Here is a 24,286-nt window from a genome sequence, read left to right as displayed (position 1 = left end):
CGTCAAATCCTTACCAAACCCCCGATCACCCGAAGCATCCGGCACATACTTCACACACACCACAATCCGCAAACTCACACCAAACCTCCTACTGAAACGGCTTGCGCCGAACGGTCGTCACATCGGGCGAGCGACGTTCTCCTCGAGGACCTCGCGCCTTCGAAAGAGGGCGTTCCGGTCGAGACGGTCACGCCCCGAGCCAAACGTTACTCGCCAGTACGATCCTTAACCTACCCGCTGGACACGCTCCGACAACTGTGACCTTGCCAACGCGACCCGAACGGGGTCCGAGCAGCGCCCGAAGGCGTGAACGCGGCACGGTCCCGCGCGCGTTCGGCATCACGTTGCGCCAGCCGCGAAGCCCGTCGACCAGCGTCGGTGTTGCTGAGCCGACCCGACTCCGCGCCACACCTGCACGACCCCACCCATGGCCACCCGGCACCCGTCAGGTGCATGGATTCGTTGAGTCCGCCTGGGGCGAGAACGCGCCAACTGAAAAATGTGTTCGCCGCGCCCAAACAAGACCTCGGCGGCTCGATGGAAGCGGAATCTGATGGCGTGGCCCTCTTGGGGGTGCCTTGCTTGTCATGGGCAGCGCCGGCCAGGCATAGCGCCACCTGGCGCATCGAGGGAGAACTGGGCAGCTCAGGGAAGGTAGAGCGCCGCAGGTTGACGCGCGACAGGCCCGTCAAGGCGAGGACTCCTGGCTCGGTGAGAGGAGTTCTTCGGACACCTCGTCAGTGCCGCTATATATGACAGGTACAGTCAAGTACGGCCTGAAATGTTCGACGTGACAAGAATCTCGCACGCCAAAGTCTCCAGGACTGGTCAGCGCGACGCACATGGGGCACGATCTGCCACAGTGCCGAAAACCTACGGCTGCGTAACTTCCACCGGGCGAACCCTCCCCGGGCACAACAGAAGGGTCCTCCCCAGATGGCAGAGTTGGTCTATCGACCGGTCGTTGGCGCCGCGCTCGCGATGTTCAAGGCGCTCGACCTGAAGATCGACACTCAAGGCGCCCAGCACATCCCGCGCACGGGCGGTGCCGTTCTGGTCAGCAACCACATCAGCTATCTGGACTTCATCTTCGCCGGGCTCACCGCGCTCCCCCAGAAGCGGCTGGTGCGCTTCATGGCGAAGGACGCGGTCTTCCGTCACAAGGTGTCGGGCCCGTTGATGCGCGGCATGAAGCACATTCCGGTGGACCGCGATCAGGGTGAGGCCGCGTACAAGCAGGCCCTTGAGTCACTCCGCTCGGGCGAGATCATCGGTGTGTTTCCCGAGGCGACCATCTCGCAGTCGTTCACCTTGAAGTCGTTCAAGTCCGGAGCCGTTCGGATGGCCCAGGAGGCGGGCGTACCGCTGATCCCCGTTGCGCTCTGGGGCACACAGCGGTTGTGGACGAAGGGGCGTCCGCGGAACTTCCGGCGCAGCCACATCCCGGTGACCATCCGGGTGGGCGAGCCCATCGAGGCCCCCAAGGACCAGTACGCGGGTGCGATCACGCGGCGGGTGCGCGAGCGCGTACAAGAGTTGCTCGAAGACGCCCAGCGCGCCTATCCCGTACGTCCCAAGGACGCCTCGGACACCTGGTGGGTGCCGGCGCACCTCGGGGGGACCGCGCCGACTCCGGCCGAGGTGCGCGAGACGCGCTGAGCGGCGCCCTCCAGTCGGCTCCCTGCGGTACGGGATCGACGGTCAGCGCGGGTGCACGCTGATCCGCACCCCCGGGCTCGCCTTTTCCAGTGCTTCGACGAGTTCGGCGCCGGCCGCGTCCAACTCGGCCCGTGACATCGGGGGCAGTGACTCCAGCAGGAAGACCGCGTTGACCGACTCCTCCACGAGTCGGGTCCGGGGTCCTTGCCGCCAGTTCCACCGGCGGCAGGTGACCCCCTCGTCGTCGCACCAGACGACCTCGCCCGGTTCCGGGTGCTCCACCGTCTCCTCGCCGCTCGCGAGCGTGATGAACGGTTCCTGCCCGGTGGCACGCACGAGCCGCATTCCCCCCGCGATGCGGTCGAGGTCCTCGCCTCCGACGGGAACGAGATGGGCGATGCTGATCGCGTTGTACAGATCGACCAGAAGGTTGATCCGCGGCAGTCCGCCGTCCGCGAGGGCTCTCTTCGCCAGGGCCTCGGCGGAGTTCCGCGTCCGGGACGGCTTCGCGCCGAAGGCCGTGTAGGCCGCACGCCACGCGATCATGTGCGGGTCCTCGTGCGGAGCCCGACCGTCGAGCCGTTCGGTCAGCCGTCGTGCCGCGTCGTCCAGCAATGCCGAGGTCGCCGCACTGCTGGGGCCGTTCACCAAGCCGCGCGCCTCGATGGCCAGATGCGTGAAGTCGGGGGCGAGTGCCGCTACCTCGGGGGAGACGGCGAGGGTGAGCGCCATAGCGGAGTGCCTCACAGTTCGGTGGGGAGGTGGAGCCAGAGCGATGCGCGATCGCTCGCCGTGGTGAGCGCATGGAGCACCACAGGATGAGGTTCAGCGTACAGTACTGGATAGTCCATCTCGTTGGACTCTGGATCTACGGTGAACGCCAGTCGTTCCTCGTCGAGTGAGAATCGGGCGTCCACTCCGGGCTTGTTGCCCCGTGGGTCCTGCCGCGCCCATCGATCGCGATCCGGCATGTGTACGGCGACCAGGCCGTGGATCACTCCGAGGTTCTGATAGCAGAGCGCCGTGGGGATGCCCTCGGCGCGGAGGAGTGCCGCGAGGGCGTGGGCTTTCGCGTAACAGATGCCCGTCCGCAGTCGCAGCACATCGGAAGCGCGCCAGGTGACACGGGGGTCGTCGACGTCATGGGAGTGAGGCACTTCGTCGCGCACGAAGTCGAAGGCGGCTTCGGCGTACGCGGAGACATTGCCGTGCTCCACGGACGAGCGAAGGTCTGAGGCGATCTCCCGTACCAGTGGGTGCTCGTGGTCGATGACATCACTGGCCGCCAGATAGGCCGAGATGTCCGGGTCCTGCTGTATGAGCTCCATGGCGGTCGACCCTAGGCAAACGGCCGACCGGATGCAATACATTTCCGATCGGCCGCATATTCATGCAGGAGCTAGTGAGTCATCTCTTCCTTCAACGCCTGGACGAAGGAGTCGACGTCGTCCTCCGAGGTGTCGAAGGAGCACATCCAGCGGACGTCACCCGCGGTCTCGTCCCAGAAGTAGAAGCGGAAGCGGCGCTGCAAGCGCCTGCTGACGTCCTGGGGCAGCCGAGCGAACACCGCATTGGCCTGGACGGGGTGCAGGATCTCCACTCCGTCCACATCGCGCACTCCGGCCGCCAGTCGCTGGGCCATGGAGTTGGAGTGCCGCGCGTTGCGGAGCCAGAGATCACGCGCGAGCAGTGCTTCCAACTGGACGGAGACGAACCGCATCTTGGAGGCGAGTTGCATGGACATCTTGCGCAGGTGCTTCATGTGGCTGACGGCGTCCGGATTGAGGACGACGATCGCCTCCCCGAACAGCATTCCGTTCTTGGTGCCGCCGAAGGACAGCACGTCGACGCCGACCGCATTGGTGAACGTCCGCATCGGAACGTCCAGTGAGGCTGCGGCGTTGGCTATGCGGGCTCCGTCGAGGTGGACCTTCATGCCCCGCTCATGGGCGTGCTCAACGATGGCGCGGATCTCGTCGGGCGTGTAGACGGTGCCCAGTTCGGTGTTCTGGGTGATGGACACGACCTGCGGCATCGCCCGGTGCTCGTCCTCCCAACCCCAAGCCTGCCGATCGATCAACTCGGGCGTGAGCTTGCCGTCCTCCGTGGGTACGGTGAGGAGCTTGAGCCCGCCCATGCGTTCGGGTGCGCCGCCCTCGTCGACGTTGATGTGTGCGCTCTCCGCACAGATCACGGCACCCCAACGGTCGGTCAGCGCCTGGAGGGCGGTGACGTTGGCGCCGGTGCCGTTGAAGACGGGGAAAGCCTCCGCCGTCGAACCGAAGTGGCTGTGCATCAACCGCTGGAGGTGGTCGGTGTACTCGTCCTCTCCGTACGCGACCTGGTGGCCGCCGTTGGCGAGGGCGAGCGCGGCCAGGATCTCCGGGTGGGCACCCGCGTAGTTGTCGCTGGCGAAGCCGCGAAGGGCGGGATCGTGATGGCGTCGCGCGTCGGTCTTCACGGTTGGGGCGTCAGCCACAGGCGCTGTCCGTTCACTTCGGCAGCCGACCGGTCCCAGACGCCGGCGATGGATTCGGCCAGCTCGGCCACGTCCGTGAAGCCCGCGAACTTCGCGTTCGGGCGCTCGGCGCGCATCGCGTCGTGCACCAGGGCCTTGACGACCAGGATGGCGGCGGCGGCCTTGGGGCCCTCGTCGCCTCCGGCCTTGCGGAAGGCGTCGGCGAGTGCCAGTGTCCATGCCTCGGCGGCTGCCTTGGCGGAGGCGTAGGCGGCGTTGCCCGCGGTGGGGCTGCTCGCCCCGGCGGCGCTGATCAGGAGGTACCGGCCGCGGTCGCTGCGCTGCAAACCGTCGTGGAAGGCGAGGCTGGTGCTCTGGACGGTGCGGATGAGTAGTCGCTCCAGGACGTCCCAGTCGGCCAGTTCCGTGGTGGCGAAGGACGAGCTGCCCCGCCAGCCGCCGACGAGGTGGACCAGGCCGTCGATCCGGCCGAACTCCTTCTCCGTCTTGTCGGCCCATTCGCGGGTGGCGGCGAGGTCGAGGAGGTCGACGGTGTCACCGGTGACCGTCGCACCGCCGTGGGCGTACCGAGCGGCGTCGACCGCGGAGGCCAGTCGCTCGGGATCGGCGTCGGACCCCACCACGATCGCCCCGGCCTCGGCCAGTCGCAGCAAGGTCGCCCGGCCAGCGGGGCCTGCTGCTCCGGCGACCGCGATGACGGCACCTTCCAACGGACCGCCTGCGTTCGTCATACTCGTCGCCTCCTGTGTACGCATGTTCACGCAGCTGCCCCGCGAGCAGCTTCGACGTCCGGGGTCCGCTCCGCGGTGATCCCCTTCGTTGAAGGAGTCCGCTGATGTACTTCAGATTTCACAACATTCTCCGGTGAAAAGTCTATGCCGCCGAGAATTTTCATGGGAGGCAAAGTGTATCCACTAGATACTTCGGCTCCCTCGTAGGGTCCGAGCGCCTCCAGCGCCCGCGCATACGCGCCGGTCGTGAACCATCGGCGCGCGAGGCGATAGAAGACGCCCCAGCCCTTGCCGCCCATGCGCTCGTCGCGGTCATAGTCATGCCACCCCTTGTCGTTGCGCAGCTTCTCCAGCAGCACCTCGAAGCACGGCCGCCCCTCCGCCTTGCCCTCTCCCGCCAGGATGCCCTCAACTCGCCCCCATTGCTCGTCGGAGATGGAGAGCGGGATCTTGATCGAGTTCTCGCGATGCCACTCCATCATCGGGTCCTTGCTGCCCCCCGCGCGGGCAGGCTTCCCCTCCCCCACAATCTCGACCCGGACTCGGAGTATCTCCAGGGTCCGCTTCTTGTCCGCCTTACTCAGGTCGCGAACGTTCGCGCCGATGCGATCGATCAGCGACCGCATACCGTCAGCGCGCTCCTCCTTGCGCTCCGCATCCTCCAGCCACTCGATGATGCGCTCCTGCTCCTCTCGGAGCCCCTTCTCTTTGGAAGCGATCTCCTCCTTTAGCTCCATGATCAGCCGCTGGTCGTCCTCGTCCCCCTCATCGAGCGAGGCAGCCAGCAGGGCGATCTTCTTGCGCCGGGTGGTGCGGAGCTTGCTCAGCTTGCCCTCGATCTCTGCTAGGCGGACGCGGTAGGACTTGGCACGCTCAGGAACGCTGCCCAGCCACTCGCCGATGAGTCCCTTGATCGACTCCGGGTCGGTAAGAAGCTTGGCGACCTCGTCCCATACGAGGCGTTCCGTCTCCTCGCCAGGGATCTGCTTACAGGTGTGCCCCTCAGCGGCCGGCGACCGGTTCGAGCACCGATAGACCACGTCACCTTGCTCGGCGCGAGCCGCGCCGTATCGACTATGCCCGCAGAGGCTCGTCAGGTGCCCGGAGAGCATGTGATCCGAGTAAGAGGTCCGAGGGTTGCCCTTCATGCCGTCCAGGGCGCGCTCCAGCGCCGTGCGGCGGTCCTCCGGCAAGAGCGGGGGAAGCTCCAAGCGATAGGAGGTGGTGATCTCCTCGCCGTCCTCGTTCATGCCCGAGAAGGTGAAGTCCACGTATCCACGAATCGCCAAGCGCATCCGGAGGACGAGGTTGTTACCCTCCCAGAGCTTCCCGGTGCGGGTGCGGTACTCGGCCTCGTTCAGAGCGCTCGCACACTCGCCGCGGGTGAACTTCCGATCGATGGCAAGTTCCGCGAACTTGATGACCTGCTCCAGCTCGGCGGGATTGACGACAGGCTCGCCCTCCTCGTCGAGCATGTAGCCAAAGGGCGGCGAGCCGCTGGCCCAGCCGCCCCCTGAGACCTTCTTCATTCGGCCACCAAGCGTGCGCTCCAGAATCAGGGCGTGCTCCACCTCGGCCATGTACGCCAGCAGGGAAAGCTGGATGCCGAACATCTGGTCTTCGGAATCAATGCGCCCGTCAGCGGTAGCGACTCGTACCCCGCAGTCGGTGACGTCGTAGACCCAGCGGTGAATGTCGCGCATCGTGCGGCCAATCCGATCAAGCTTGCCGAACACAACGACGTCGATCAAGCCGGCCTCAATGTCCGAGGTCAATCGATCCACGCCCTCGCGGTGCGTGAGCTTGCCGGATACGCCGCCATCACAGTAGATGTCGACGATTACGTGCCGGACGTTCCGGAGCTGATAGGAGACCCATGCCCGGCACCGCTCCTCCTGGTCGTCGAGTCCGTAACCGTCGACCTGCTTCGCAGTGGAAACGCGCAGGTAGATCGCCACTCGAAGCACCTTGCTGTGCCGCGGCAGAGTGGTGGTATGCATGGCTCCCCCTAAGTTGAACTTGCACGAAATGCCACGCGCCCCCCAAGTCGACAGGGACCCAGGGGGCGAAAGGTGCGGCATGTGCAACTGTAGCTGAGCTAGTCCTTTTGGACCACCGGGCCAAGGAGGATTCGCGCGAGCCGCGCTCGCTCCTCGGGAGTCCATCGCGTTCTGCGCCACTCGACGCTCACGACAGGACTCTCACTCATCGATGGAACCCTGACTGGCCACGTCGGCCCGTGTCCGTCCGTCACCAGTCGCCAGGCCGTGCTCAACCTCGTAGTGGTCGACCGGGTCTCCGCAGATGAAGCATGGCCCGTCCTGCATGAATAGGGCGTCGATCCAATCGAATTCGCTCACGCCGCAGCCCCCCGATACGCCCTCCGGTTCTCCGCCGTCAGGTGCCAGAGGCCGAAGTCGCAGCAGTAGAGGCGGCGCTCGATTCGGAGGCCGCGCCTCGTACCCAGGATGTCAGCCCTTCGCGTCCTCTTGGCCCGCGCTCGACCGAGCGCCCTCTCGGCGTCAGCTTCGCTGATGAATCCCCGCTTCAAGCCGCAAGAGCACGCTCTCCACTCGACCTTAGAGCTCATTGACTCCCTGCCCCCTTCCCGTGGCCGCCCTCTTGGGCGCCTTCTTGGCGTTCGGATCTTCCTTGCGAAACTTGCCACACTTGCACGTATGGAGGTGGCATTTCCCCCTGCTCGCGCCTTCGATCGCGTGCATCCATGGGGCGTGCCCGCACTCGGGCTCGTGGCAATAGCCGGGCCAGCCGGACTTGCCGTCGTGATTGGCGAGCATGACCCCCGAGGACGTCAGGGGTACGACCTTCCCGGAGCCCCCGAACGACATCTTCTTGGCGAACGCCTCCGCCTCCGCGGGCGAGCCGAACGGGCCGTAGTTCAAGCCCTTCTCTCCGTTCGCCCAGGTGTGGACCATGACGAACAGGTCTCGCATCTGGAGAATGTCGGCGACCTCCTTGATTAGGGCCTTCGCCATCTGCCCGGAGCCCTCGAAGGTGGGGTCTTCGAGGATGTCGACGACCCTCCTGACCTCGTGGGTCCTTGGGGTGATCCTCACCGGCCCTGGCCGGCTTCGACCTTCGCGATCTCGCTCAGCAAGAATGGGAAGAGTTCGCCGGAATCCTTCATCCGAACCCACGCGAAGCCGAAGAGGTCGTCACCATCAGGGCCGAAGCGGATGATCTCGCCCTCGTCTCCCCGAGCGCCCACCACCTCCTTCCAGTGGTCGGTGTTGAGCTGGACGGTCTGGCCCACCTCGTAGTCGATCTCTGCGCTGGACCCAACCTCGATCTCGCGGCTCACTGCCCACTCCTTTCGCCTGCCTCATCAGGAGGAGGGTGGCGCCCCTCCCCGACCCCTCCAGGGAGGGGTTTCGGCTACACTTGCACACTAGGACATGCGGCGCAGCATGTGATATGCCACGTACTGGGAGAGGCCGTCATCGGAGCGCACCAGCACGTCTCCGGCAGCGTCCGCGCCCTTCATCACCTCTGCCTCAACCTCACGGCCGAAGTGGACGGCACCTCCGTTGGTGGTCGTGGCGCCGGCCGGCACGCTGACCCGCTCGCCCTCCTTCGGTGGGTTGACCAGCTCACCGAGCGAGTGGATGAGGACTCCCAGCGCATCACTGTCACCCCCCTTTCGCCCCTCGCCTCCCGGCTGGAACATCGAGATCAGTGCGCGAATCGAACTGGCCTTCACTGCATGGTCGTTGACCACTGAAACACTCCCTTGCTCGGCGGCTCTCGCTGTCAAACTTACACATCTAGACCGGCGTGTGCAACTTGTGGTCGACCAGCTCCGCCACTCCTTGCAGCTTCCGCCGCAAGTCGTAGGCCGTGCCGTCATTGAGGAGCACGTGATCGAAAGGCCACCCCCGCAGCGCAGTTTCGCTCTCGTGGGCGATGCCGACACGGCATCGCTTGGGGCCAACACCAGGGCGCTGGATGCGGATGAGTACGCCGCCGCGGGCGTGGATGGCGCGCGCCTCGTTGGGGAATCGCACGTCAGTCACCACCAAGGCGGGCGCGTCCCCATGCTCCTGAAACAGGGCGTTCACCCACACGTCCGAACCAAGGACGCGGCGCCCCGCTTCAGTGCCGGCGCGCTGGAGCAGGGCCCGCACCTCGGGGTGCTCCTCCTTCGCGTGATCCCATCCCACCGCCTCGATCCACCGCCTGAGCCTGAACGGCTCCCCTCCCTCGCGAAGCGCGGGGAGTAGTGGATCGAGGGCGAGCAGGAACTCGCGCAGCTTGTCCGCGAATGCGGCTCGCCGCCATCCGCGATCAGCGAGGGCTTGGGCGGCGGTGTCCTTGCCCGCCTGTGCGTAACCCGCGAGTCCGATGAGCAGTGCGGTCACTCGCCCGCCTCCTTTTTCCACAGTCGCTCCTCGCGGCGTCGGACCAGGCGACGAATCCAAGGGCCCCGGTCGCCCTCGTCGGGATAGCGGTGCTCCAGGATGCGACTGCCTGCGCTCACGCCGCCTCGCGACCCACCGCCCGTCTTGGAGCGGAGCGCGGCCGGACTCTTCCGGCCCGTGCCAGGTACCGGCTCACTCACCGCCAGCTCACCTCCGCATCCACTTCCCCCCACACGCGCAGTCCCTGCACGCTGGTGCCGACGTACCCCTTTACGTCAGTGCGGATCTGTGCCGCACCTTCGACTCCGAACGCGAGCGTCCAGCTCTCCGGGTTCTCGATCTCCACGGTGATCGTGACTGCGATCTTCATTCGTCGCCCTCCTCGTCGCACCCAGGGGCGAAGTCGATGGTGACGCGAGCCACTCGCCCCTCCTCGATCTCGGCGTACACGGGGTAGTTGCCGTCCCCGTACTTGGTCGGGATGCTCAGGCCGAGGCTGGAGCCGGCGGGCTCGACGATGTTGTACTTCTCGCCGTTCCAGGGGTGCTTGCTGCACCACTCGGACCATGTGCCGATGTGGTGGCTCGCATCTCCGGTGATGGTGTAGCAGGGGTCACCCACGAACACCGTGCCGGAGTCGACACAGATGGTGCCGATCTCTACGCGTTCACTCACTGTCGGGCTCCTCGCTGTCGAGTAGATGGTCCAAGAACTGGATGGCCTCACTGTTGCGGTACTCGGCGATGAGTCCCCAGTCCGCCGTGTAGACCCGGATCTCGAACGCGCGGTCGCTGCTGGTCTCGCACTCTCGGTCGTAGCTGAAGATCACGAGGCCGACGGCGGCGCCGTGAGTCCGGGCGAAGTGCCGCTCGATGGCCTGCCGGAAGAGGGAGTTCACTCGTCGTCCTCCTTGGGGTACTCGGGAAAGATCAAGTCGGCGGCGTAGCTCACGCCGATCGGGATGTAGAAGTCGGCGCCCATGGGGTCCGCCACCTCGTGCTTGCGCAGCAGCTCGGCCGCGTCGCGTTGGGCCGCTCGCACCAGGTCGTCGAGCTGGCGTTGCATCTCCTCGTACTCCTCGCCGTACAAGCCGCAGGTGATGTTGGCCATTGCGACCCCGACGGTCGGCGCCCAGCGCGGCCGGCCGTCCACGTATTCCCAGCCGTCTTGCTCCCGGGCCATGTCAGGCCGCCTTGGCACGGGTTGGAGTGGCTAGGTTTTGCAGGCCGCCGCGAGTCAGTCGGTCGTACCGTGCGATGCCCCAGACGATCGCGTGGCAGCACCACAGGAATGCTGGTTCGTAGTCGCGGAAGCTGTACTCCCAGGTGTCCTTGAACCGAAAGCCCCGGTACTCGAAGGCTTCCAGCAGCTCTCGGGCCTCCCGGTCGGTGAAAGTGTCCTGGTTCAAGAGCCCTTCACGCACCGCTTGACCGAGACCGCGCGGGGCGTCGCCGTAGCGGACTGCGTCCACGAACAGGTCGCGCACGACCTGGCGAAACACGTCTTCGGAGTACTCCTGAACGGATCGCCGGCCGCCTCCGAGCTTCTCGGACCAGTAGTGCGGGTTAACCGCTCTGCCGCGGAAGAACTCGAACATGTCGGTGTGACGCGTGAAGACGTAGTCATCACCCACATCGCTCACGATGGCCAAGCGCCCAGGCCAGGTGATCAGGTCGAACCAGTACTCGCCGTACCCCGTGGGGTTGCTCGTGTATCGCAGGTGGCGATACACGCCATCGTCGTGATGGATAGTCATCTGGTGCCGGGAAGTGTCCGAGGCAAAGCGCACGGCTATCTCTTCGGTCACGGCTTAGGCCCCTGCCGTCACGAGCGAGCGCCACACGCGGCGCGGCCCGTAGTGGCCGGACTGGAAAACGCTCGGAACGATGCGGCCGGTGTCCTCGATGACACCCGCGCGCTTCGCGCTCGCGAGGATGCCTCCGAGCGCTCGGGAGTCCTTCGGGCGGGGCAGCCCTGCCAGCCAAACGTCATCCGCCGAGAACTCAGCGCGCTTCAGCGCCAGTTCCTCGATAGTGGCCATGGCGAGAGCCCTCCAGGTGTCATCCGCCTCTGGGGCTGCGGGGCGGGCGATGTCCTGCGTGATCGTCACTGCGGTGTGTCCTCTCGTTAAGCAGGCTGGCTCATCAGCGACCAGGAACCACCTGGCCGGACCCCCGAAGGGGGTTTCGCCGAATGCCCTCTTCGGGGCGCTCAATCAGTCCCAGTTCCAGAACCACGCAGTCGCAACGGCGCGCCCATCGCAATCCACGAACACCGACCGGCGCCCGCCGTTGGGGAGTGGGGTGGTGAGGCAGCGGGCGTTGCGCAGACGTGACCATCGCGCGTTGTTGTCATCGATGTAGTAGAAACCGACGCCGATCGGGACGCACCCGTCCTTCCCGGAACGCGTCAGGGTCTTGCTGAAGCCCACGTCAGCTCGTCTCCTTGAAGCCGTCGAAGCAGTGGATGTAGGAGGTCTCGCCGACCTTGGCCCAGCAGAGCTGGTGACCCCAGACGGCACCCCAGAACTCCCAGCCGGCAGCCTTCTTCTGGGTTGCGAAACTGACCCGCGCAGATCGGTCGTTCAGCTTCGGGTTCAGGTAGGTAACCTCCCCGCGAGCGTCGACCACGTACGAGTACCCCTTGCCGTTGCCCATGCGGGCCGCGTCCCAGTAGCAGGAGCGCGACGTCTGGTCGTCCTCCGAGCACGGCTTGGTGGGCAGTTGGGCGGCCGGCGCCCAGCTCACCGCGACCGGCCGCTGCACGGACTTCGCCTTCGGCCGGTCGGTGGCTACGGCGGACTGCGATGCGGTGGCCACGAGCGCGACAGCGGCGGCGAGGGCGATCAGGTGCTTGGTCAGCTTCACTTCGAGTTCTCCTTCGAGAGGGGGAGGCGGAGTTCGCCCGTGCGGGGCGGCTGTGGGAGGGGAGGGAGTTGATAGCGGAAGGCGGTCAGTGTCGGAATCTCGTCCGGCTGAGCTACGCCGTTCTCGACTGCCACCTGATAGACCGCGACGAACAAGGCGACCGAGCGCTTGACGATGTCGCTTGGCGAGAGGCGCGTTGGGGCCAGGCGCTCCACGTTTCTCGCCAGCTCGGCATCCATTCGAGCGGCCAGTTGCTTGGGTGGCTTGGTCGGGCGGCTCACGCGGCCATCGCTTGCTCAACAGCGTTGGGCGAGACCTCGCCGTCTCTCGTGATGAGGCCCGCCTCGATGAGGCGTTCGGCGGTACGGCCGTAGCTGCCCTGGAGGTCCCACGCCATGCCCGACTTGATCAGTAGAGCGAAGAGGTCGAGCGTCTCCTCGACCCCCAACTCACCGGCTTCGAGGGCCATCAGGTCGATAGCGATGTCCTTCATGCGTCCCATTCTTTGTCCAACTTTCACACTATGGGTTGGCTCATCAGGACTGGAGATCCACTCCAGTCGACCCCCGAAGGGGTTTCGCCTTGCTAGATCTCGACGATGGTCAGGACGTAGGTCCGGGTGTCCCCGCTGGGGTCCAGCGTTCCCACGACAATCGCCACAGGCTCGCCCGGCTCGGGCGACGACAGGCCGACTGCCGTGATGTTCGTGGCGGGTTGTAGCTGGCTCATCAGCGATTTGTAGATCGCGTACCGCAGTTCGAGGGAGTTCACGTCACACCGTCAGCTCGTCAAGGCGCGCCTGCCACTCGTTCGCCTTGCGCTCGTTCTCGTCGGCTTCCCCGCGCAGACGCTGCGCTTTGTAGAGGTGGTCGCTCACCTCGTACGCGAAGTAGAGGCGCGCGCTCTCGACCTCCCATTCAGGGTGCTCCTCATGGAAGCGGTCGAGGACGTCTCGCTCGATCTCTCGAAGCGAATCCCACGCCTTCGCCTGGTAGGCGACCTGACCCCCGCGATCATTGCGGAAGCCACCGCTGTAGCTGGATTCGCGAGACCAGGGGGAGCCACCGCGCTGCGCCCCGAGGCTGTTAGGCAGGTACTTCACGAGGTTCTGGGTGGCGTACTTGCGTCCGCGCACCTTGACGAAGCCGCGTTCCACCTCGGCCTTGAACTCAGGGTCGGTACCGATCTCCAGGCGGGGCTGGATCTGCTCCCCGGGACCCCCTCGATCCGAGCTGTAGTCGGTGTAGGTGCGCCGCTCTGCTGGGCGGACCTTGATGTAGAGCTTGCCCCCGGCAGTGTCGTACTCGTAGACGGTGCTCTCGTTTTCGCTCACTCTGTCCCCACCTTCGTTTCGGCTGGCTCATCAGGGCGGGGGTGCCACCCCTGCCGACCCCCGTTAGGGGGTTTCGCCTCTCGATGTCAAACTAACACATTGCCACACTTGCACACCATGGCCTAGCCGTACTTTGCCTCGCCGAAGATGGCCACCTGGACGATGACATCGGCCGTCCCGGCGTCGATCTGCCCGAGGTCGATGCCGCCTGCCTCGGACCTGTCGATCCACGACTGAACGATGTAGCCGTGGTACTCCCGACCCACGACCGTCTGATTGAGATCGAGCAGCTTGGCGTACGCAGCGCGGATGTCGTCAGCGTTGAGGTAGTGAATGCCGTCCACCTCGCGCTTGTCGTAGAAGGGGAACATCGGATGCGGCGCGGTCCCCTCGGTGATCGTCCACGTCTTACCGGCCGGCAGGCCGGCAAACTCGTCATCGGTCGGCTGGGTCGCCCAGTAGGTGATACCGCCCTCCGAGGCGATCTCCATCACGCCTTGGGCGTGCTCGTCGCTGACGTACTGCTTTATCTCCGCGGCAGTGGGCATCAGGCGGACACTCCGCCCAGTCGGGCGCTCACGGAAGTGTCGCCCTCGTACTTCGCCCCACGCACCCGCTTGCGCTCCAGAGTGGTGGCCTTGTCCTTGCGCTTCGAGTCACGGGCACTCATGTCGCGAAGGCGGAACTTCGGGGTCATTGCGCTATCTCCACTTCTTTTGGCAGGCTCATCAGCGAGGGGATGCCAGCCCCCCGGACCCCCGAAGGGGTTTCGCCTCACTGGCGAGTGGCGCTCCAGACGACGCGGCGCCATTTACCCGTCTCTAGCTGGAGCTTCTCGACTTCGCCAGCATGGACAAGCTCTTGATCGGCCAAGAGCTTTGCCTCGCTCTCGTCATCCGCCTCGACGATGACCGCGTACTCGACACACTCACTCACGAGCACTTGAAACTTCGGCATCACTTCCCCCTCTGCTGCCAGAGCCACCGTGCATGGCTCCAGGTGTAAGCCAGGGCCCACCGGACCCCATTGCCCTTGCGGTGCTTCCTCTGGAAGAACCGCCACAGCTCGCCGATCACAGCCCAATCACCTCGATCAGCTCGTCCACGGTCGGGGCCGGCTGCAACTCCCAAGGGAGGGCGGTGAGCAGGCCCTCAACCTGCTCCGCCAGTTCGATCAGGGTGTGCCACTCGGCGGTGCCGGGGTCCTGCTCGGTGCGCCACTCCTGCACCTCCTTGACGAGGGCCTGAAGTCTGGTCGTGCGCTCCCGAATATCTGCACTCATCTGCCACACCTTCACATTCGCGGCTGCCATCATCAGGAGGCGGGAGCCACCCCGCCCCGACCCCCGAGGGGGTTTCGGCCTCGCCCTTCAGTCACACTTGCACACTTAGGCCGCAAACAACGCGAGCTGATCCGGGCTGTATCCGAGAACGTTCCATCGGTAGACCTCGGTCGCCAGCTCCAGGAAGTAGACATCCCGCGCCTCGCGATACTCGGTGGCCACCACCTCCCAGTCGACGTCATCCGGGCTGCGCCAGTTCTGTCGGTGCTCGCCGTCCTCGTTCTGGTAGTACAGCTCTGCGATGGCGTTGTCTTCTGCGCAGGTATCGACGAGCCCATACTCGCTCTGGGCGTGCTCGACCGCTTCCTTCAGCGCCTTCTCGAACGCCTCCCACTCGCGCTCGGAGTAATCCGATTCGTCAAGAATCGGATAGTCCTGAAGTGAGAGCGCCAGCTCGGTGGCCTCGATGAACGCCGCGGTGAACCGGGGTCGGTACGCGATCGGCTCCAGGGCGGGGAGGCCATAGTGCTTGCTGTCCCAATCCCAGTCGTTCTTGCAGGCGCCGCACAGGAATCGACGTCGACCGTGCTTCTTTCGACTGACCGCCCAGGCCGCCGCACTTGCGCACTTGCGGCACCGGATCACGTCATCGTCGTAGACCTGAACGTAGATGGTGCGCAGGGAGCCGTGGGCGAAGTGCCGGGACGTCCCGTCGATGACATGCTCGTCCGCATCGTCACCGGCTGCCCCCTGGATCTCGGCCAGGGCGGTCAGGTAGTTGGACTCCTCCAAGAGGTCGTCGCTGAGTTCAGCCCAGTGGAACACCGCACCGTGCGTTGTGAACAGGCGGTCGTCCCAGAACATCGCGTCGCTCGGGCGCTCCAGTGCTCCCTGTGCTGCCTTCTCCAGGGTCTCCCTGTCCAGCTCCATGTCTCTCCTCTACGGCTGCTCATCAGGAGGCAGGCGCCGCCCTGCCCCGACCCGCACCCTCCGCAAGGAAGGCCGGGTTTCGCATTGGTGCTTCACTCGTCGCCAGGAAGGCGAGTTGCCCTCCTGAAGAACCCGGCTTCTCCGTCACTGTCTTCGCGACTCCGTCGCGCATCGAGCAACACCGATCTCCCCCCGGCTACCAACATGTTTGACCTTTCGGTCTCGTAGGGTGATGTGCACTGGCTGGCTCATCAGCGACCAGGAACCGCCTGGTCGGACCCCCGACAGGGGGTTTCGCCTAATTCAGTGCTTGATCAGCTCGTCGATCTCGCGCTCCAGGCCCTCGAACCCTCCGTCTTCGAGCTCGGCCAGGAGGTCCGGCAAGTCGCTCTCGACCTCGTCTTCTTCCATCGCCGCCAGCTCGTCGACCGTGACGCCTATCAGGTCGGCCATCTCTTCATCGCTCAGGACCCTCTTGTGCGAGCTCACTTCGGTCCACTCCACCGTGTAGGGCATGACTACTTCCTCCGGATTGATGCAGGCTGGCTCATCAGCGACCAGGAACCACCTGGCCGGACCCCCGAAGGGGGTTTCGCCTTCAGTTGGTTGCGAATCCGCGCAGCTCACCCAGAATGAGCAGGCACTCGGTCACGGTGGCCAGGTCTGAGTAATCGATGTGCCCGCCGTGCTCCTCGTCGGAAAGCCGCTGGAGCTCCGCTCGCAGGCTTGCAGGGGACGCGGGCAGGTACTCGGCTATGAGTTGGTCGAAGCGCTCCGCGCTGGTCTGGTACTGACCGCGTCCCGGGATGTACGTCCGAATGTGGCGATGCGGCTGCATGTTCGTGTCCTCTCGCTGAGCAGGCTGGCTCATCAGCGGCCGGCATCCCAAGCCGGCCGGACCCCCGAAGGGGTTTCGCCTTCAGTCCCCGCTATGGGGCTCCGCGTCGAAGTGCCAGTCCTTGCACTCTCCGCAGAACGGCACTACTCCCTCACAGGCCGTGGCGATCTCCTCGACGTGTGCCCGGCTGTACCGCGGCCTCCGGGCGAGGAACTCCTCCGCGGGCTCCATCAGGCAACGTCCAGGATGGTCGTCCGGTGTGCCTCGAACCGCTTGACGTCGGCGAGGTACTGGCGTTCCCCGAACTCCAGCGACAGGGCGAGCAAGTTGTTCCTGCGAAGGCCGTTCAGGACGCTGGAGCGCATCCGGCCGTACGAGATAGACCGGGGGGTTTTGGCGAGCGAGACGAACATCGTGAACTCCTCCGAGCTGAGCAGGCTGGCTCATCAGCGACCAGGAACCACCTGGCCGGACCCCCGAAGGGGGTTTCGCCTTATCGCGCCACTTTCACTTCCCGGCTTCGATACCGGGCCCAGCTATGCACCTGGCCCTTCTCGATCCAGGGCAGGGGGTCTCGCCCGTTGCGGGGGCGGTATTCCATCTCGTGGCCGATGGCCGGGGCTGCCGCCCCCACGATCTTGTTGCCTGCCGCTTGCGCCTTGCGCAGCTCGTCCAGGGTCATCGTCGTCATCCTTCGCTACACTTGCACACTCAGGCCAGCGCCATGAAGACGACGTCAGGCTCGCCCTGCGTCCAGTTCGGAACGCGCTCCGTCTCGACGAACCCGAACCGCTCGTAGTAGCCGGGAAGGAACCCGTCGAAGCAGTCCAACTTCCTTGCGCCACTCTTGATGGCGTGGGTAACCATGCCCTCCCCGCGCCCCTTGATCAGGGAGAAGACTCCGATCAGCGTGCCGTCTCCGTCGATGCCGAACCCGCTCATCAGGTCGTCAGCAAGGAAGTAGCGTGCGCCCTTCGGCATCTCGGCCGGCTTGCTTGTTGCACCCGCCACGAGCTTGGATGCGCGCCTGGCCTGGGTGAGTGCGCCGAAGTAGAAGTGCGCGGTTACCTGTCGTGCTTGCATTTCGAGTCTCCCTCGATCCTGAGCAGGCTGGCTCATCAGCGGCAGGGAACCCATCCCGGCCGGACCCCCGAAGGGGTTTCACCTTGTCACACTTGCACACATGCCTACGAATGACCGTGGGTCAAGGGGTCGCGGCCGAAGGTCAAGGGCGCGAAGCAGCCGGAGCACTCGGGGTAGCGGAAGAACTCCGCAGCCTCAACTAGCAGGTCCAGCCCCAGATCCTGGCCACCCTCGGTGACCTTGACCACCGTACGGAGCGGCCCGACGATCAGATAGAAGTCCTCGCAGTTGGCGCAGCCGAAGTGCGTCGAAGTGACGATGTCGCTCATGCTCTCTCCCGTGTTGCTACACTTGCACATATGGGTCGAGGGACGCAAGTCCTTGCGGAGTTGAATTAGGTCCCGGTACCCCCCGAGGCTTCCGAGGCTCGCTCGCACCGTCAGCGACTTATCGCTGACCCGCGAATCGAGGGGCTTTGCGAGGAGCCCTATTGGCTGGCCCCTCTCTCCGCATCCTGCGGAGACACTGCGTTGGCGAGATTCGCCACTCGTACCCCGACCGCTTTCACTACTGTCCGCAATCGGGGGGAGTGGTGGGCCTCGACTGCCCCCTTCCCTTCTGGCCAATCTTCCGGCCGTCCGGCAGGTAGGGGACGTGTTGTTGTCTCCCTGCCTGGTGGGCAGTCGAGGCCCCGGCACTCTCAGTCATACACGGCTGCCGACTTCCCCGGAACGGACACCCGTCCCAAAGTTTCCCCCACCCAACTCAGCGAGTCAGGCGGGTTCATCAGGCCATGCAAGGTGGGGTAAGCCCAACCCGTTGGGTTGGTCCCACTTTCGAGAGGCTGTACCTCTACAGGTGATCAGGGTTCCAGCACTACCGGGTGAGGTAGCTAAAGCGTCGGGATAGAGCAGGGTGCCCCGCTCACGTCTCCCTCAGCCCCTTCAGGGCCTTAACCGAATCCTCTTACCCACCCCACACCTCTCGGCTGCGACGTCCCTCTCGGGGGCCAGGGTGAGCGACAATCCAAGCTCTGTGCGCTTGGCTCGAAGGCTTTGCGCTGAAGTGAAAGTATCACACTCACTTCGAGTTGTACAACTTGCACTTAGCTTGGCTGGCATGTTGCGAGCGAGCCGTTAACCACCGGTCGCAGTTCGTTATCCCCGTACATCGGTATCCGAGGTCACTCACTCGCCTTGCCTGCCTTGCTGATCTCAACTTACCCGGAGGTGAGTCGATGTGCAAGTTTCGCTACTCGTTCGCGATGCTCGCCTTTCGGCCTGCTCCGCATCCCGTGGTGGCGACAGACAGAACATTGCCAAACTTGCACACCGATGTCAAGCCAGGGGTCATCCAGCCCCTTTCGGAGGTCCGTTGAGCGCAGGGTTCGACAGGCCCCGGAAAGGGCCTCCGACCTGCCGTTATGGCCGTTCGCGAGGGCCTCGCTCCGCACACGCACGCACGCGCGGGTACGCACGCGCGGTTCCCCTCCCAGTCGAGAGGAGGGTGGGGGGTGACCCCCGGAGCGCCGGGAGGGGAACCGACGTGTCTTAGCCGCTCGGATTCTGCCACGGTTCCAGGGTCGTTCCGAATGGACGCCGTACAGGCCCCGCCGCGCAGATTCCCAGTTCAGCGGCGGTCGAATGCCCTTAGAGGGCGCCGCGCATTGCCGCGGAGAAGTGCTCCTCAGTCAGCGACTCCTCTCCGTGCTCGGCCGCGAGCGCGAGCAGCCGCCCGAGCGGCGAGTCTGGGTCGGCCGGCCCTTCTGCGAGGGTGTGGCCAGTGATCTGGAGCGCGAATTGAAGGTCGCTATCGAGGTTCTGGGGCATCCGCTAACCGTAGCCTGCTGGCGATTGCCAGTCTCCTTCATTGCGGGCGGCTTCGCCGCCCCAGAGAGCTTGCCGGCTGCCTCTATGGCGCCCGGAAGGGCGCTCCAGCAACTTCGCCAAGGAGCCAGTCTCACTCCTTCGCCGTCGCCTCTACATCAAGGGCCGCCGCCAGGCGGCCCAGAGCCAGCCCACTGTCCAGCACTGGTGTGAGCGGCATCACAGTAGAGGCACCCTGACTGAGACGAGGTGACCTCCGTATCTATAAGTGTAGGAGTAAGCGGCTAGCGAAATAGCAGGCTGGAGGCCCTGTCGGGCCTCGCTTGACGTAGCTCCAGCAGCTTCAGCTTGCCCTGGGCTAGCTCTTACCTTGGGGGTGGCCGTATGCCTCAATGGGAAGGGTCTGACAGGCGTCAGCGCCTGCCGGCCAACTGGCCCACCCTCAGACGTCGAGTTCTCCGGAGAGACGGAGGGCGGTGCACCGCGCTAGACCGAGCGGGTGCACGCTGCGCCGAGCCGGCCACCGACGTGGACCACATCGTCGCTGGTGACGATCATCGAGAAGCCAATCTGACATCGCTCTGCGGATGGCATCACCAGCGCAAGTCGTCCAGGGAGGGCGCTGCTGCCCTGGCCGCCAAACGGCGCCGGATTGCGAAGCGCTTCCAACGGACCGAGGCCCACCCCGGCCTCCTGTAAGCCTGGTGCTCCGAGCCTCGCTCGTCGAGACACCGGTTGGCACCCCAGGGCCCTCCTCTCCCCTGGTGCGGTGCCCGCCCCCTGGCTAACCACCAGGGGGCTGAAACTTCCCGTCCATGGCGGGAGCGTCGGCAGGTTCGCGACCGGAGCGTGCACCCCGGTCCCCGGGTTCGATCTCGGGCGGCGCACAAGGAGCGGTTGACGGTCATGCTCCTTCAAACAAATAGCCCCGTCCGCGCTTACCGGGCCGCGCGTCGTAACGCCCGAGAACTTGGAGGCGACGACGAGTGGACATCTGGTCCTGGCTGTGGGTCGGATGGCTCGCGGCCTTCTGCGTAATCGAGGGTGCGGCTCTGGCCCGCAAGGCGCCTGGCGACACCCTCTCCGAGCATGTGTGGGCCTGGTTCCATACCAAGAGGGGCACCAGGGCGGACGGAACGACACGACTGCGACGGCTCGCCCTCTTGGCCTTCGTTACATGGCTGGCTGTCCACTTCCTAACTGGCGGCCTTTTCTAGCGCTCCGAGGGGGTGAGCCAGTGCCCGGACCCGTACCCAACCGAGAAGCCGACCTGGCTCGCCCGCGCGAGCGCAAGGGTTCGGACGTTCAGCCCGTAACTAAGGGCCTGGCGCGCGAGACGAAGATCCCGAACGCGGATCGGAGTTGGCATCCCATCGCCCAGCGATTGTGGGACGGCATGAAGTCGTCCGGTCAGGCCGACTTCTACCAAAACTCCGACTGGGCCCTCGCCTACTCGCTGTGTGAAGACTTGTCGCACTACAAGAAGTCCGGCAAGCGCTCGGGACAGATGCTCCAGACCATCTACAGCGCCTTCGAGCGACTCCTCGTCGCCGAGGGCGACCGGCGTCGTGTTCGCATCGAACTGACCGAGCCTGCACCCGAGAACGACTCCGCGTCCGTCGTGGCTATCGCCGACTACAAGAGGGAGCTCGGGCTCGAAACCTAGCTAATGGGGGTGGGCCATGGCTGCGCCTAAGCCTCTCTCGATTGAGGAGATCGAGGCCCTCGAACCCGAGTTCCACGGCCCCACCTGGATGAGGGACGCCTTCGGTCGTTGGAAGCTCCCCACACACACGCTTGGATGGCAGATCGCCGGCTGGTGCGCCGAGTACCTCGACGGCGAAGGCTCGACCGACGAGCGGCGCATTCCTTGGCGCTTCACCCGCGAGCAGCTCCGCTTCCTCCTGTGGTGGTACGCCATCGACGAGGACGGCGAGTTCATCTACCGGACCGGCGTCTTGCAGCGGCTGAAGGGCTGGGGCAAAGATCCCTTGCTGGCCGTGATCTCGCTGGTCGAGTTCGTCGGACCTTCCCGCTTCTCGCACTGGGATGAGAACGGTGAGCCAGTAGCCAAGGCGCACCCGCAGGCGTGGGTGCAGGTGACCGCGGTCAGCCAGGAGCAGACCACGAACACGATGGGCTACCTGCCGGTCCTGATGGGGCCGAAGCTCATCCAGACGTACGGCATCAAGATGGGCGCCGAGCTCATCCGTGCCGACCGGGGCCGGAAGCGCCTTCAGGCGGTCACCAGCTCATACCGGGCCATCGAGGGCAAGCGCACCACCTTCACACTGCTCAACGAGACCCATCACTGGATCTCAGGCAATGGCGGCCACCGGATGTACGAGACCATCGACGGCAACGCCACGAAGATGGACAGCCGCTACCTGTCGATCACCAACGCGTTCATGCCCGGCGAGGACAGCGTCGCCGAGCGAATGCGCGAGGCGTACGAAAAAGTCTGCGAGGGCAAGGCGGTCGACGTCGGCGCCCTCTATGACTCGATCGAGGCCCACCCCAAGACCCCGCTTACGCCCGAGGCGCTGCGGATCGTTCTCCCCAAGATCCGGGGAGACGCGGTCTGGCTGAAGGTCGAGTCGATCATCAAGTCCGTCATGAATGTGACGATCTCGGCCTCGCGTTCGCGGCGCATGTACCTGAACCAAATTGTCGCCGAAGAGGACGCGTTGTACGGGAAGGCGCAGTGGGCCGCCCTGCTCGACGAGTTGAAGACGCTTCAGCCTGGCGACGAGGTAACCCTCGGCTTCGACGGCGGCAAGACGGACGACAGCACAGCCCTGATCGCTTTGCGCGTGCGGGACATGTGCGCCTTCGTGCTCGGAGTCTGGGAGAGGCCGGATGGCCCCCAGGGCGACGGCTGGGTGGTTCCTCGTGCCGCTGTGGACTCGGCCGTGCATGACGCCTTCAGGACGTACTCAGTGCAGGGTTTCTACGCCGACGTCGCCCTCTGGGAGTCGTACATCTCCGAGTGGGACGACGCTTACGGCGAGGGCCTCGCGGTTCGCTCGCCGCTCGGGAAGGACTCGATCGGCTGGGACATGCGATCGTCACTGAAGACCTCGACCCTGGCGCACGAGCGCCTGATGCGGTCCGTCTTCGATGAGAAGCTCCGCTACGACGGTAGTGCGGTGCTGCGCCGGCACGCACTGAACGCCCAGAGGGCGACCAACGGCCATGGCATCTCGTTCCGCAAGAAGTCCAAGGACTCGCCCCGCAAGGTCGACGCCTACGCCGCGCTGATGCTCGCGCACGAGGCGCTGTACGACCTGCGCGCCCGCGGCAAGCGGGTCCGCAAGCGGAGCGGGCGGGGTCATTTCATGTAGCAGTGTGCAAGTGTGACAAGGGGGTGAGTTATGGCGAGCGCTGTCAGTTCGGTAGCGCTAGCGAGGGAGCTCCTTGCGGTCCTCGACCGCGACATGGAAACCCTCGAAAGGATCGACCGCTACGACCGGGGCGAACATGACGATCCGTACATGCCGCCCCGCGCGGACGACGAGTATCGACTCCTAGCGAAGCGTGCGGTATCCAACTGGATGCCCTTGCTGGTCGGGACTCCCGCTCAGGCCCTCTATGTCGACGGGTTCCGGCCCGGCGCCGCGAAGGTCGATGGCCTCCCCGAGGCGCCTTCCTCGCAGAGCACTGAGTGGTCTCACTGGCAGCGCTCGCGACTCGACGCCCGTCAAGCCGCGATCTATAGGGGGGCCCTGAAGTTCGGGCACTCGTTCGTCGTGACGGAGAGGACCAGCAAGGGCGTCATCTCTAAGGGGTTGTCGGCCCTGAAGACTGCGGCTCTCTATGAGGACCCTGCCAACGATGAGACCCCGTACGCCGCTCTCACGATCGTCGCCAAGCCCAAGGGCAAGACCCGCGGCAAGGCCCGCATGTGGGACGCTAAGCGCGAATACGAAGTGACATACGCGTCCAGGGCCGACCTGGACAGCGTGCGGGTCACGGCGCTGAAGCCGCACGGGGCCAGCGAGTGCCCCGTCACCCGCTTCGCCGCCTCGGTCGACCTCGAAGGTCGAACGATCGGTGTCATCGAGCCGATGATCTCGCTCCAGGATCGCATCAATCAAACCGTCTTTGACACTCTGGTCGCCCAGACGTACACCTCGCACGAGGTGCGATACGCCACCGGCATGGCCCCGCCCATGCAGATGGAACTTCTGGACGAGAACGGGGCAGTGGTCACGGACCCGGCCCTTGCTGTCGAGAGCCGGCCCAAGCTCGGGCCGGACGGGCATCCAATCCCGGAGCAGATCAACCACAACGCCAGGCGCTTCCTGTTCGCGGAAGATCCGGACGTCAAATTCGGCTCCCTTCCGGCCGGTCCGATCGGTTCGCTGATCGACTCGGTAGACATGAGTATTCGGCATCTCGCCGCCATCTCGCAGACCCCGCCCCACCACCTGCTTGGCCAGATCGCCAACTTGTCTGCCGAGGCCCTCTTGGCCGCCGAGACGGCGCTAGCGCGCAAGGTGGGCGAGTTCCGGAGCATCTTCGGTGAAGCATGGGAGCGAGTGTTCAGGCTGGCCGCCGAGCTGGAGGGGCAGACGTCCGCCGCCGAGGACTTCCACGGCGAAGTGAAGTGGCGCGACATGGAGTCGCGCAGCCTCGCGCAGGCCGCTGACGCTCTCGGCAAGCTCGCCGACTTGCTCGGTATTCCGAGGCGGGGCCTGTGGAAGCGCGTGCCGGGCGTGACTCAATCTGAGTATGAGGACTGGGTGGAGCTGGCCGAGAGCGAGGACTCGGTGGGGCGGCTGGCGAACGCCCTGACTCGCGCGACGCCCGCACCCTCAGTGCCGGCCACGTCCAGTGAGGGGCTGATCGCCGCATGACAACCGCGGCCCATCAGTCC

40 protein-coding genes and 10 other RNA genes are annotated in these 24,286 nt (G+C 65.3%); 4 read left to right on the top strand and 46 right to left on the bottom strand.

The annotated features are described in order from the left end of the window. The first annotated feature begins 936 nt into the window (after window positions 1–936). Entirely contained in the window at window positions 937–1,659 is a 723-nt protein-coding gene (locus ABZ348_RS31275; RefSeq protein ID WP_358938796.1) for a lysophospholipid acyltransferase family protein, read from the top strand. A gap of 42 nt (window positions 1,660–1,701) precedes the next feature. Here the strand turns inward: ABZ348_RS31275 and ABZ348_RS31270 are convergent, their stop codons facing one another. The 46 genes from ABZ348_RS31270 to ABZ348_RS31045 form a co-directional block, all read right to left on the bottom strand. Next, entirely contained in the window at window positions 1,702–2,391 is a 690-nt protein-coding gene (locus ABZ348_RS31270; protein WP_358938795.1) for a phenylalanine--tRNA ligase beta subunit-related protein, read from the bottom strand. Between the two features lie 11 nt (window positions 2,392–2,402). Beyond that, a complete protein-coding gene (locus ABZ348_RS31265) occupies window positions 2,403–2,987 on the bottom strand; it encodes a transglutaminase domain-containing protein (RefSeq protein WP_358938793.1) in 585 nt (194 codons plus the stop codon). 71 nt (window positions 2,988–3,058) lie between these two features. Next, the gene (locus ABZ348_RS31260; protein ID WP_358938791.1) at window positions 3,059–4,138 is read right to left on the bottom strand and encodes a low specificity L-threonine aldolase; all 1,080 of its coding nucleotides are present in this window, start codon (window positions 4,136–4,138) and stop codon (window positions 3,059–3,061) included. Next, window positions 4,117–4,869 carry an SDR family NAD(P)-dependent oxidoreductase gene (locus tag ABZ348_RS31255; RefSeq protein ID WP_358938789.1) on the bottom strand — a complete coding sequence of 251 codons (753 nt, stop codon included), beginning with the start codon at window positions 4,867–4,869 and terminating at the stop codon, window positions 4,117–4,119. Before ABZ348_RS31255 ends, ABZ348_RS31260 begins: the two co-directional genes overlap by 22 nt. 26 nt (window positions 4,870–4,895) lie before the next feature. After that, window positions 4,896–6,827 (bottom strand): recombinase family protein, encoded by a 1,932-nt coding sequence (locus tag ABZ348_RS31250; protein ID WP_358938788.1) that lies wholly within the window; start codon window positions 6,825–6,827, stop codon window positions 4,896–4,898. A gap of 243 nt (window positions 6,828–7,070) precedes the next feature. Continuing rightward, window positions 7,071–7,229: a hypothetical protein gene (locus ABZ348_RS31245; protein ID WP_358938786.1), complete on the bottom strand. Its 159-nt coding sequence runs from the start codon at window positions 7,227–7,229 to the stop codon at window positions 7,071–7,073. Window positions 7,230–7,448: 219 nt separating this feature from the next. Then, on the bottom strand, window positions 7,449–7,946 hold the full coding sequence (locus tag ABZ348_RS31240; RefSeq protein ID WP_358938784.1) for a hypothetical protein: 498 nt from the start codon (window positions 7,944–7,946) through the stop codon (window positions 7,449–7,451). Next, a complete protein-coding gene (locus ABZ348_RS31235; protein ID WP_358938782.1) occupies window positions 7,943–8,191 on the bottom strand; it encodes a hypothetical protein in 249 nt (82 codons plus the stop codon). Before ABZ348_RS31235 ends, ABZ348_RS31240 begins: the two co-directional genes overlap by 4 nt. A gap of 10 nt (window positions 8,192–8,201) precedes the next feature. Next, window positions 8,202–8,267: hammerhead ribozyme type II (locus tag ABZ348_RS31230), an RNA gene on the bottom strand. An 11-nt stretch (window positions 8,268–8,278) separates the two neighbouring features. After that, window positions 8,279–8,608, bottom strand: coding sequence for a hypothetical protein (locus ABZ348_RS31225; RefSeq protein ID WP_358938780.1), 330 nt, complete (start codon window positions 8,606–8,608; stop codon window positions 8,279–8,281). A 46-nt stretch (window positions 8,609–8,654) separates the two neighbouring features. Beyond that, a complete protein-coding gene (locus tag ABZ348_RS31220; RefSeq protein ID WP_358938778.1) occupies window positions 8,655–9,248 on the bottom strand; it encodes a hypothetical protein in 594 nt (197 codons plus the stop codon). Beyond that, window positions 9,245–9,367: a hypothetical protein gene (locus tag ABZ348_RS31215; RefSeq protein ID WP_358938776.1), complete on the bottom strand. Its 123-nt coding sequence runs from the start codon at window positions 9,365–9,367 to the stop codon at window positions 9,245–9,247. Before ABZ348_RS31215 ends, ABZ348_RS31220 begins: the two co-directional genes overlap by 4 nt. Before the next feature lie 77 nt (window positions 9,368–9,444). Next, a complete protein-coding gene (locus tag ABZ348_RS31210; protein WP_358938774.1) occupies window positions 9,445–9,618 on the bottom strand; it encodes a hypothetical protein in 174 nt (57 codons plus the stop codon). Continuing rightward, window positions 9,615–9,923: a hypothetical protein gene (locus ABZ348_RS31205; RefSeq protein WP_358938772.1), complete on the bottom strand. Its 309-nt coding sequence runs from the start codon at window positions 9,921–9,923 to the stop codon at window positions 9,615–9,617. The genes ABZ348_RS31210 and ABZ348_RS31205 overlap by 4 nt, the downstream gene beginning before the upstream one ends. Further along, window positions 9,916–10,146, bottom strand: a complete 231-nt coding sequence (locus tag ABZ348_RS31200) for a hypothetical protein (RefSeq protein WP_358938771.1) — start codon at window positions 10,144–10,146, stop codon at window positions 9,916–9,918. Before ABZ348_RS31200 ends, ABZ348_RS31205 begins: the two co-directional genes overlap by 8 nt. Further along, the gene (locus tag ABZ348_RS31195; RefSeq protein ID WP_358938769.1) at window positions 10,143–10,430 is read right to left on the bottom strand and encodes a hypothetical protein; all 288 of its coding nucleotides are present in this window, start codon (window positions 10,428–10,430) and stop codon (window positions 10,143–10,145) included. Before ABZ348_RS31195 ends, ABZ348_RS31200 begins: the two co-directional genes overlap by 4 nt. 1 nt (window position 10,431) lies before the next feature. Further along, window positions 10,432–11,055, bottom strand: coding sequence for a hypothetical protein (locus tag ABZ348_RS31190; protein WP_358938767.1), 624 nt, complete (start codon window positions 11,053–11,055; stop codon window positions 10,432–10,434). A gap of 3 nt (window positions 11,056–11,058) precedes the next feature. Next, window positions 11,059–11,358, bottom strand: coding sequence for a hypothetical protein (locus ABZ348_RS31185; RefSeq protein WP_358938765.1), 300 nt, complete (start codon window positions 11,356–11,358; stop codon window positions 11,059–11,061). Between the two features lie 20 nt (window positions 11,359–11,378). Further along, window positions 11,379–11,440, bottom strand: an RNA gene (locus ABZ348_RS31180) — hammerhead ribozyme type II. 23 nt (window positions 11,441–11,463) lie between these two features. After that, on the bottom strand, window positions 11,464–11,679 hold the full coding sequence (locus tag ABZ348_RS31175) for a hypothetical protein (RefSeq protein ID WP_358938763.1): 216 nt from the start codon (window positions 11,677–11,679) through the stop codon (window positions 11,464–11,466). Window position 11,680: 1 nt separating this feature from the next. After that, window positions 11,681–12,115, bottom strand: coding sequence for a hypothetical protein (locus ABZ348_RS31170; RefSeq protein WP_358938761.1), 435 nt, complete (start codon window positions 12,113–12,115; stop codon window positions 11,681–11,683). After that, the gene (locus tag ABZ348_RS31165; protein WP_358938759.1) at window positions 12,112–12,396 is read right to left on the bottom strand and encodes a hypothetical protein; all 285 of its coding nucleotides are present in this window, start codon (window positions 12,394–12,396) and stop codon (window positions 12,112–12,114) included. The genes ABZ348_RS31170 and ABZ348_RS31165 overlap by 4 nt, the downstream gene beginning before the upstream one ends. Next, complete coding sequence (locus ABZ348_RS31160; RefSeq protein WP_358938757.1) at window positions 12,393–12,608, bottom strand: hypothetical protein; 216 nt, start codon at window positions 12,606–12,608, stop codon at window positions 12,393–12,395. Before ABZ348_RS31160 ends, ABZ348_RS31165 begins: the two co-directional genes overlap by 4 nt. 29 nt (window positions 12,609–12,637) lie before the next feature. Further along, window positions 12,638–12,698: hammerhead ribozyme type II (locus ABZ348_RS31155), an RNA gene on the bottom strand. Between the two features lie 2 nt (window positions 12,699–12,700). Beyond that, window positions 12,701–12,844, bottom strand: coding sequence for a hypothetical protein (locus ABZ348_RS31150; RefSeq protein WP_358938755.1), 144 nt, complete (start codon window positions 12,842–12,844; stop codon window positions 12,701–12,703). Window positions 12,845–12,887: 43 nt separating this feature from the next. Then, window positions 12,888–13,448 (bottom strand): hypothetical protein, encoded by a 561-nt coding sequence (locus tag ABZ348_RS31145; RefSeq protein WP_358938753.1) that lies wholly within the window; start codon window positions 13,446–13,448, stop codon window positions 12,888–12,890. Between the two features lie 16 nt (window positions 13,449–13,464). Continuing rightward, window positions 13,465–13,527, bottom strand: an RNA gene (locus tag ABZ348_RS31140) — hammerhead ribozyme type II. A gap of 43 nt (window positions 13,528–13,570) precedes the next feature. Beyond that, window positions 13,571–13,996 carry a hypothetical protein gene (locus ABZ348_RS31135; protein ID WP_358938749.1) on the bottom strand — a complete coding sequence of 142 codons (426 nt, stop codon included), beginning with the start codon at window positions 13,994–13,996 and terminating at the stop codon, window positions 13,571–13,573. Next, the gene (locus tag ABZ348_RS31130) at window positions 13,996–14,145 is read right to left on the bottom strand and encodes a hypothetical protein (protein WP_358938747.1); all 150 of its coding nucleotides are present in this window, start codon (window positions 14,143–14,145) and stop codon (window positions 13,996–13,998) included. The genes ABZ348_RS31135 and ABZ348_RS31130 overlap by 1 nt, the downstream gene beginning before the upstream one ends. 77 nt (window positions 14,146–14,222) lie before the next feature. Next, window positions 14,223–14,432, bottom strand: a complete 210-nt coding sequence (locus ABZ348_RS31125; RefSeq protein WP_358938746.1) for a hypothetical protein — start codon at window positions 14,430–14,432, stop codon at window positions 14,223–14,225. An 88-nt stretch (window positions 14,433–14,520) separates the two neighbouring features. Beyond that, entirely contained in the window at window positions 14,521–14,730 is a 210-nt protein-coding gene (locus ABZ348_RS31120; RefSeq protein WP_358938744.1) for a hypothetical protein, read from the bottom strand. Window positions 14,731–14,747: 17 nt separating this feature from the next. After that, window positions 14,748–14,810: hammerhead ribozyme type II (locus ABZ348_RS31115), an RNA gene on the bottom strand. Between the two features lie 25 nt (window positions 14,811–14,835). Further along, window positions 14,836–15,660 carry a hypothetical protein gene (locus tag ABZ348_RS31110; RefSeq protein ID WP_358938742.1) on the bottom strand — a complete coding sequence of 275 codons (825 nt, stop codon included), beginning with the start codon at window positions 15,658–15,660 and terminating at the stop codon, window positions 14,836–14,838. Window positions 15,661–15,669: 9 nt separating this feature from the next. Further along, window positions 15,670–15,745: hammerhead ribozyme type II (locus tag ABZ348_RS31105), an RNA gene on the bottom strand. 152 nt (window positions 15,746–15,897) lie between these two features. Next, an RNA gene (locus ABZ348_RS31100) (hammerhead ribozyme type II) lies at window positions 15,898–15,960 on the bottom strand. Window positions 15,961–15,963: 3 nt separating this feature from the next. Further along, window positions 15,964–16,176 carry a hypothetical protein gene (locus tag ABZ348_RS31095; protein WP_358938740.1) on the bottom strand — a complete coding sequence of 71 codons (213 nt, stop codon included), beginning with the start codon at window positions 16,174–16,176 and terminating at the stop codon, window positions 15,964–15,966. A 20-nt stretch (window positions 16,177–16,196) separates the two neighbouring features. Beyond that, window positions 16,197–16,258: hammerhead ribozyme type II (locus tag ABZ348_RS31090), an RNA gene on the bottom strand. Next, complete coding sequence (locus ABZ348_RS31085; protein ID WP_358938738.1) at window positions 16,259–16,498, bottom strand: hypothetical protein; 240 nt, start codon at window positions 16,496–16,498, stop codon at window positions 16,259–16,261. An 18-nt stretch (window positions 16,499–16,516) separates the two neighbouring features. Beyond that, an RNA gene (locus tag ABZ348_RS31080) (hammerhead ribozyme type II) lies at window positions 16,517–16,579 on the bottom strand. Next, window positions 16,580–16,729, bottom strand: coding sequence for a hypothetical protein (locus tag ABZ348_RS31075; RefSeq protein ID WP_358938736.1), 150 nt, complete (start codon window positions 16,727–16,729; stop codon window positions 16,580–16,582). It lies immediately after the preceding RNA gene. Further along, window positions 16,729–16,911 carry a hypothetical protein gene (locus ABZ348_RS31070; RefSeq protein WP_358938734.1) on the bottom strand — a complete coding sequence of 61 codons (183 nt, stop codon included), beginning with the start codon at window positions 16,909–16,911 and terminating at the stop codon, window positions 16,729–16,731. The genes ABZ348_RS31075 and ABZ348_RS31070 overlap by 1 nt, the downstream gene beginning before the upstream one ends. Window positions 16,912–16,930: 19 nt before the next feature. Beyond that, window positions 16,931–16,992: hammerhead ribozyme type II (locus ABZ348_RS31065), an RNA gene on the bottom strand. Next, on the bottom strand, window positions 16,992–17,180 hold the full coding sequence (locus tag ABZ348_RS31060; protein ID WP_358938733.1) for a hypothetical protein: 189 nt from the start codon (window positions 17,178–17,180) through the stop codon (window positions 16,992–16,994). The genes ABZ348_RS31065 and ABZ348_RS31060 overlap by 1 nt, the downstream gene beginning before the upstream one ends. A 29-nt stretch (window positions 17,181–17,209) precedes the next feature. Further along, entirely contained in the window at window positions 17,210–17,581 is a 372-nt protein-coding gene (locus tag ABZ348_RS31055) for a hypothetical protein (RefSeq protein ID WP_358938731.1), read from the bottom strand. Between the two features lie 104 nt (window positions 17,582–17,685). Further along, on the bottom strand, window positions 17,686–17,910 hold the full coding sequence (locus ABZ348_RS31050) for a hypothetical protein (RefSeq protein WP_358938729.1): 225 nt from the start codon (window positions 17,908–17,910) through the stop codon (window positions 17,686–17,688). Window positions 17,911–19,230: 1,320 nt separating this feature from the next. Further along, the gene (locus tag ABZ348_RS31045) at window positions 19,231–19,410 is read right to left on the bottom strand and encodes a hypothetical protein (RefSeq protein WP_358938727.1); all 180 of its coding nucleotides are present in this window, start codon (window positions 19,408–19,410) and stop codon (window positions 19,231–19,233) included. A gap of 1,234 nt (window positions 19,411–20,644) precedes the next feature. On the opposite strand from ABZ348_RS31045, the gene ABZ348_RS31040 reads away from it, so the two are divergent. The 3 genes from ABZ348_RS31040 to ABZ348_RS31030 are packed head-to-tail and all read left to right on the top strand — an operon-like array spanning window position 20,645 to window position 24,266. Continuing rightward, on the top strand, window positions 20,645–21,073 hold the full coding sequence (locus tag ABZ348_RS31040; protein WP_358938725.1) for a hypothetical protein: 429 nt from the start codon (window positions 20,645–20,647) through the stop codon (window positions 21,071–21,073). A gap of 16 nt (window positions 21,074–21,089) precedes the next feature. Continuing rightward, on the top strand, window positions 21,090–22,751 hold the full coding sequence (locus ABZ348_RS31035) for a terminase (RefSeq protein WP_358938723.1): 1,662 nt from the start codon (window positions 21,090–21,092) through the stop codon (window positions 22,749–22,751). A 30-nt stretch (window positions 22,752–22,781) separates the two neighbouring features. Further along, on the top strand, window positions 22,782–24,266 hold the full coding sequence (locus ABZ348_RS31030) for a phage portal protein (RefSeq protein ID WP_358938721.1): 1,485 nt from the start codon (window positions 22,782–22,784) through the stop codon (window positions 24,264–24,266). The last annotated feature ends 20 nt before the right edge of the window (window positions 24,267–24,286 follow it).

Source organism: Streptomyces sp. NPDC005963, from assembly GCF_040638655.1.
In the GTDB taxonomy this organism is placed as follows: domain Bacteria; phylum Actinomycetota; class Actinomycetes; order Streptomycetales; family Streptomycetaceae; genus Streptomyces.
This window is presented reverse-complemented; position numbering and strand designations above follow the sequence as displayed.

Excerpts from the sequence above, each read along its gene's own strand:
- ABZ348_RS31150 (WP_358938755.1), bottom strand. The coding sequence starts at position 12,844 with ATGAGCCAGCTACAACCCGCCACGAACATCACGGCAGTCGGCCTGTCG.
- ABZ348_RS31095 (WP_358938740.1), bottom strand. The coding sequence starts at position 16,176 with ATGCCCTACACGGTGGAGTGGACCGAAGTGAGCTCGCACAAGAGGGTC.
- ABZ348_RS31050 (WP_358938729.1), bottom strand. The coding sequence starts at position 17,910 with ATGAGCGACATCGTCACTTCGACGCACTTCGGCTGCGCCAACTGCGAG.
- ABZ348_RS31130 (WP_358938747.1), bottom strand. The coding sequence starts at position 14,145 with ATGACCCCGAAGTTCCGCCTTCGCGACATGAGTGCCCGTGACTCGAAG.
- ABZ348_RS31160 (WP_358938757.1), bottom strand. The coding sequence starts at position 12,608 with ATGAAGGACATCGCTATCGACCTGATGGCCCTCGAAGCCGGTGAGTTG.
- ABZ348_RS31030 (WP_358938721.1), top strand. The coding sequence starts at position 22,782 with ATGGCGAGCGCTGTCAGTTCGGTAGCGCTAGCGAGGGAGCTCCTTGCG.
- ABZ348_RS31255 (WP_358938789.1), bottom strand. The coding sequence starts at position 4,869 with ATGACGAACGCAGGCGGTCCGTTGGAAGGTGCCGTCATCGCGGTCGCC.
- ABZ348_RS31075 (WP_358938736.1), bottom strand. The coding sequence starts at position 16,729 with ATGGAGCCCGCGGAGGAGTTCCTCGCCCGGAGGCCGCGGTACAGCCGG.
- ABZ348_RS31055 (WP_358938731.1), bottom strand. The coding sequence starts at position 17,581 with ATGCAAGCACGACAGGTAACCGCGCACTTCTACTTCGGCGCACTCACC.
- ABZ348_RS31110 (WP_358938742.1), bottom strand. The coding sequence starts at position 15,660 with ATGGAGCTGGACAGGGAGACCCTGGAGAAGGCAGCACAGGGAGCACTG.
- ABZ348_RS31045 (WP_358938727.1), bottom strand. The coding sequence starts at position 19,410 with ATGCCCCAGAACCTCGATAGCGACCTTCAATTCGCGCTCCAGATCACT.
- ABZ348_RS31070 (WP_358938734.1), bottom strand. The coding sequence starts at position 16,911 with ATGTTCGTCTCGCTCGCCAAAACCCCCCGGTCTATCTCGTACGGCCGG.
- ABZ348_RS31270 (WP_358938795.1), bottom strand. The coding sequence starts at position 2,391 with ATGGCGCTCACCCTCGCCGTCTCCCCCGAGGTAGCGGCACTCGCCCCC.
- ABZ348_RS31085 (WP_358938738.1), bottom strand. The coding sequence starts at position 16,498 with ATGCAGCCGCATCGCCACATTCGGACGTACATCCCGGGACGCGGTCAG.
- ABZ348_RS31060 (WP_358938733.1), bottom strand. The coding sequence starts at position 17,180 with ATGACCCTGGACGAGCTGCGCAAGGCGCAAGCGGCAGGCAACAAGATC.
- ABZ348_RS31195 (WP_358938769.1), bottom strand. The coding sequence starts at position 10,430 with ATGGCCCGGGAGCAAGACGGCTGGGAATACGTGGACGGCCGGCCGCGC.
- ABZ348_RS31135 (WP_358938749.1), bottom strand. The coding sequence starts at position 13,996 with ATGCCCACTGCCGCGGAGATAAAGCAGTACGTCAGCGACGAGCACGCC.
- ABZ348_RS31275 (WP_358938796.1), top strand. The coding sequence starts at position 937 with ATGGCAGAGTTGGTCTATCGACCGGTCGTTGGCGCCGCGCTCGCGATG.
- ABZ348_RS31265 (WP_358938793.1), bottom strand. The coding sequence starts at position 2,987 with ATGGAGCTCATACAGCAGGACCCGGACATCTCGGCCTATCTGGCGGCC.
- ABZ348_RS31120 (WP_358938744.1), bottom strand. The coding sequence starts at position 14,730 with ATGAGTGCAGATATTCGGGAGCGCACGACCAGACTTCAGGCCCTCGTC.
- ABZ348_RS31035 (WP_358938723.1), top strand. The coding sequence starts at position 21,090 with ATGGCTGCGCCTAAGCCTCTCTCGATTGAGGAGATCGAGGCCCTCGAA.
- ABZ348_RS31210 (WP_358938774.1), bottom strand. The coding sequence starts at position 9,618 with ATGAAGATCGCAGTCACGATCACCGTGGAGATCGAGAACCCGGAGAGC.